A 4463-nucleotide genomic window follows, 5' to 3' on the forward strand; every position below is an offset into this window, starting at 1 on the left:
GGCCGGGGCCGCCCCGCCCTCGACCGCGGCGTCCCACGCGTCCAGTGCCGGGGAGAGGGCGTCGATCATGGTCTTGTCGCCGAGCTCGGCCTTACCGCGCGCGACGACCCCGTCCACGCCGGCGCGCAGGGCTGCGCCCAGCGAGGCGGCATCCACCTCGTTGGATGACAGGGCGGGGCCCATGCGCAGGAACAGCGTCCCATACAGGGGGCCGCTGGCGCCGCCGACCGACGAGACCAGGGTCATGCCGACGGTCTTGAACAGCTCGGCGGCGCTCGCCGGCGGGTCATCGAGCTTGGCGACCACTGCGTCGAGGCCGCGCGCCATGTTGGAGCCGTGGTCGGCGTCGCCGATCTCGGAGTCCAGGCGCGTCAGCTCGTCTTTGTGCTGCCGCACGGCCTCGCGGAACGCGCGGATCCAGGCGACGAGGTCGTCGGTCGAGACGGCGCCGCTCACGCGCCCCACCGCAGTCCCGGGGTGACGACGGGCGCGTCCCACAGCCTCAGCATCTCGTCGTCGGCCTTGACGACCGTGAGCGAGGCGCCGGCCATGTCGAGGCTCGTGATGTAGTCGCCGACGAGCACCCGCTTGACCTCGACGCCGGCCTCCGCCAGCAGCGGTGCGATCTCGCCGTACAGCAGGTACTGCTCGATCAAGGGCGTCCCGCCCAAGCCGGACAGCAGCACGATCGCCGGTCCCACAGGCTCGCCGAAGTCGTGCACGACGGGATCGACCATCAGCTTCGCGATCTCGTGGGCGGATGCCAGCTTCACCCGTGAGCGACCGGGTTCGCCGTGGATGCCGACTCCGACCTCCATCTCGTCGTCGGGGAGTTCGAAGGTGGGTCGGCCCGCGGCGGGGACGGTGCAACTGGTCAGTGCCACGCCCATCGATCGGCCCGCGGCCGACACGCGCCGCGCGAGCTCGGCGACGGTGGCGAGGTCGGCGCCCTCCTCCGCCATCGCGCCGACGATCTTCTCGAGGATGACCGTGGTGCCGGTGCCGCGGCGGCCGGCGGTCCAGGTGGAGTCCGTGACGGCGACGTCGTCGGCGACCACGACGGACTCGACCTGCACGCCTTCGGCGGCGGCGAGCTCGGCGGCCATCTCGAAGTTCAGCACGTCGCCGGTGTAGTTCTTCACGATGTGCAGCACCCCGGCCCCGGAATCCACCGCCTGCGTCGCCGCGAGCACCTGATCGGGCGTCGGAGACGTGAACACCTCACCGGCGGCGGCGGCGTCGAGCATGCCCCGCCCCACGAACCCGCCGTGCAGCGGCTCGTGTCCGGAACCCCCACCCGACACGAGCGCGACCTTCCCCGCTGGCGTCGGCTCCGCGCGCGAGATGACCCGGTTCTCGGCATCCACCTTCAGTTCGGGGTAGGCGGCTTCGATTCCCCGCAGGGCCTCGGCCAGCACGTTGCCCGGGTCGTTCACGAACTTCTTCACGGTGCCTCCTCGTCGTGGCGTCGACGGCGCGAGCCGTCGCACACCCGACGATGCTCGTCGGCCGCCGTCGCGTCAAGGGTGGGGAGCGCGAGGTCAGAGGCGTTCGTGCGGGAGGACCTGCTTGATGCGCTCGATCGGATTCTGCGCGGGGGCCTCGTTGTAGGCGCCCGCGAGTTCCTGCTCGCTGAGAGCGTGGATCGCGGCCATGATCTCGTCGGTCGCTCCGCGGCGGGCGCGTCCCGACGACGCGGGGCCGTGAGGTGACAGGTCGAGCGGCGTGCCGAAGCGCACCGTGATGCGCGGCTTCGTGCTCGGGAACTTCGCGCCGACGGGCATGACCGCGTCGGTGCCGATGAGACCCACGGGCACGACCGGCGCGCCGGTCTGCAGCGCCAGGAACGCCACGCCGGTGCGGCCCTTGTACAGCCGACCGTCGAGCGAGCGTGTGCCTTCGGGGTACAGCGCCACCGCGCGGCCGTCTTCGAGCAGGGCCCGCTGCTGGTCGAGGGCCTCGAGGGCTTTCTGGCCTGCTCCGCGTTCGACGCCGATCGCGCCGATCGCGGTGAAGAACTGTCGTGACGCCCACTTCTCGAAGTACGCCGCCTTCGCCATGAAGTGCACCGGCCGGGGGGCGGCCACCGGGATCGCGATGGAGTCGATGAACGACAGGTGATTGCTGGCGAAGATGACGGGACCGGTGCGCGGGACGTTCTCGCGCCCCTCGATGCGCGGGCGGTAGACGGCGCGGGCCAGCGGCGCGATGAGGGAGCGCCCGAGGAGGTAGGTGGCGCCCATCTGCTGCGGCCGTGCTGCGGGGGGTTCAGCGGGCAGGTCGGAACTCACCCGACGAGATTACTCGCCGCCGCATACCCGCGCGCGCATGAGGACTCCCAGGCGCGACCAAGCGGAATGCGCCAAGATGGAACCCTCCCCGCTCCCTTCGAGAGGTCTCCTGTGCGCTTCCGCCCGTTCGCTTCCCTGTCCGTCGCCGCCGCCGCGGCGTTGCTGCTGGCGGGGTGCGCCGGTTCACCCGACCAGGCGCAGAGCCCGGATGCCACGACCGGGACGGCCGACGCCGGGCAGTGCCAGGCCCCCCTCGCCGAAGCCCCCGCACCCGAGGGACTCACGGTCGCGGGCGACTTCCAGTCGAAAGTCGACGTGACCCTTCCCGACGCCTACGCTCCCGCGGAGCTGCAGCGCACCACCCTGATCGAGGGGTCCGGCGAGCAGGTGCAGGCGGGCGATGTGCTCAAGGCCAACTTCACCCTGGTCGACGCGGCGAGCGGCGCCGTTCAGCTGCAGTCGATCGAGACGGCGCCCGACGGCATGGACACACTCATCTCGTCGCAGCAGATCTTCGGCGCCTCGCTCCAGTGCGCGACGATCGGCTCGCGAACCGTGTCGTCCTTCCCCGCGGGAGCCCTCGGAGACGGCTCGCCCGCTTTCGTCCTCATCGCGGATGCCATCGAAGAGCTGCCCACGCGCGCCGAGGGCGCCGAAGTCGCTCCCGTCGAGGGCATGCCGACCGTGACTTTCGCCGACGACGGTGCGCCCACCATCACCGTCCCCGGCACGCCCGCGCCCGCCGAGACGCGCATCGAGAACCTGCGGAAGGGCTCCGGCGAGGTGGTCAACCCCGGTGACACGGTCATCGTGCAGTACACGGGCGTCCTCTACGACGGCGGCACCGTGTTCGACTCCAGCTGGGACCGGGGCGCGCCGGCGCAGTTCGCGACGACGGGCGTGGTGCCCGGATTCAAGAAGGCCCTCGAGGGACAGACTGTCGGTTCGCAGGTCGTCGCGGTGATCCCCGCCGTCGACGGCTACGGCGACCAGGCGTCGGGCTCGATCCCGGCGAACTCCGCGCTCGTCTTCGTCGTGGACATCCTCGGCGTGCAGCACGCCGCCGAAGCCGCTCAGTAGGCTGACGGCATGCGTCGCGTCCTCATCCTCGGTTCCACCGGCTCGATCGGGACGCAGGCGCTCGATGTCATCCGCGCCAACCCCGACCGTTTCGACGTGGTCGGGTTGGCCGCGGGGAGCGACCGAGCCGGCGTGGAGTCTCTGGCCGACGCGTTCGGGGTCGAGCACATCGCGCTCGGCGCCGTCGAGGCGGAGCAGCTGGTTCGCGATGTCGAGGCAGACGTGGTGCTCAACGGCATCACCGGCTCTGTGGGACTCGGGCCCACGATCGCCGCGCTCGAAGAGGGGCGCACCCTCGCCCTCGCCAACAAGGAGTCTCTGATCGTCGGCGGCGACCTCGTCACGGCGCTCGCCGCTCCGGGCCAGATCGTGCCCGTCGACTCCGAGCACTCCGCCATCGCGCAGGCGCTGCGTTCGGGGGAGCAGCACGAGGTGCGCCGGTTGGTGCTGACGGCGTCCGGCGGCCCCTTCCGCGGTCGTTCGCGAGAGCAGCTCGTCGACGTCACCCCCGCCCAGGCGCTCGCCCACCCGACGTGGGACATGGGCCGCGTCGTCACGACCAACTCGGCGACGTTGGTGAACAAGGGCCTCGAGGTGATCGAGGCGCACCTGCTGTTCGACGTCGCCTACGACCGTATCGACGTCACGGTGCACCCGCAGTCGATCGTGCACTCGATGGTCGAGTTCGTCGACGGGTCGACCATCGCGCAGGCCTCGCCGCCCGACATGCGCCTGCCCATCTCGCTCGGCCTCGACTGGCCGCACCGCATCGGCGGCGTCGGCGCCCCGCTCGACTGGACGCGCGCGTCGCAGTGGACGTTCGAGCCTCTCGACGAGGAGGCCTTCGGCTCGGTCGCCCTGGCCAAGCGGGTCGGCCGCGCGGGAGCGACGTTCCCGGCGGTGTTCAACGCCGCCAACGAGCAGGCCGTCGACGCGTTCCACGAGGGACGCCTCGGCTTCCTCGACATCGTCGAGCTCATCGAGCGGGTCGTCGAACGGCATGACGCGCCGGCGGCTCTCACGCGCGAGTCCCTCGCCGAAGCCGAGGCGTGGGCGCGCCGCACAGCTGACGAGATCATCGCCGCGCGCTGA

Annotated in this window: 5 protein-coding genes; 2 read left to right on the forward strand and 3 right to left on the reverse strand. The window is 71.5% G+C overall.

The annotated features are described in order from the left end of the window. The 3 genes from dhaL to RWP81_RS14620 form a co-directional block, all read right to left on the reverse strand. The coding region (gene dhaL / locus RWP81_RS14610) for a dihydroxyacetone kinase subunit DhaL (RefSeq protein ID WP_314457296.1) at positions 1–456 on the reverse strand (456 nt) is incomplete at its 3' end. Next, positions 453–1448, reverse strand: coding sequence for a dihydroxyacetone kinase subunit DhaK (dhaK, locus tag RWP81_RS14615; RefSeq protein WP_314457297.1), 996 nt, complete (start codon positions 1446–1448; stop codon positions 453–455). The genes dhaL and dhaK, both read right to left, overlap by 4 nt. A gap of 93 nt (positions 1449–1541) precedes the next feature. Then, positions 1542–2291 (reverse strand): lysophospholipid acyltransferase family protein, encoded by a 750-nt coding sequence (locus RWP81_RS14620; RefSeq protein WP_399540613.1) that lies wholly within the window; start codon positions 2289–2291, stop codon positions 1542–1544. Between the two features lie 111 nt (positions 2292–2402). Between RWP81_RS14620 and RWP81_RS14625 the strand changes: the two genes are divergently transcribed. Then, a complete protein-coding gene (locus RWP81_RS14625) occupies positions 2403–3371 on the forward strand; it encodes an FKBP-type peptidyl-prolyl cis-trans isomerase (protein ID WP_314457298.1) in 969 nt (322 codons plus the stop codon). Positions 3372–3380: 9 nt separating this feature from the next. Beyond that, positions 3381–4463 carry a 1-deoxy-D-xylulose-5-phosphate reductoisomerase gene (gene dxr, locus RWP81_RS14630; protein ID WP_314457300.1) on the forward strand — a complete coding sequence of 361 codons (1083 nt, stop codon included), beginning with the start codon at positions 3381–3383 and terminating at the stop codon, positions 4461–4463.

Source organism: uncultured Microbacterium sp., from assembly GCF_963521695.1.
Classification (GTDB): Bacteria; Actinomycetota; Actinomycetes; order Actinomycetales; family Microbacteriaceae; genus Microbacterium.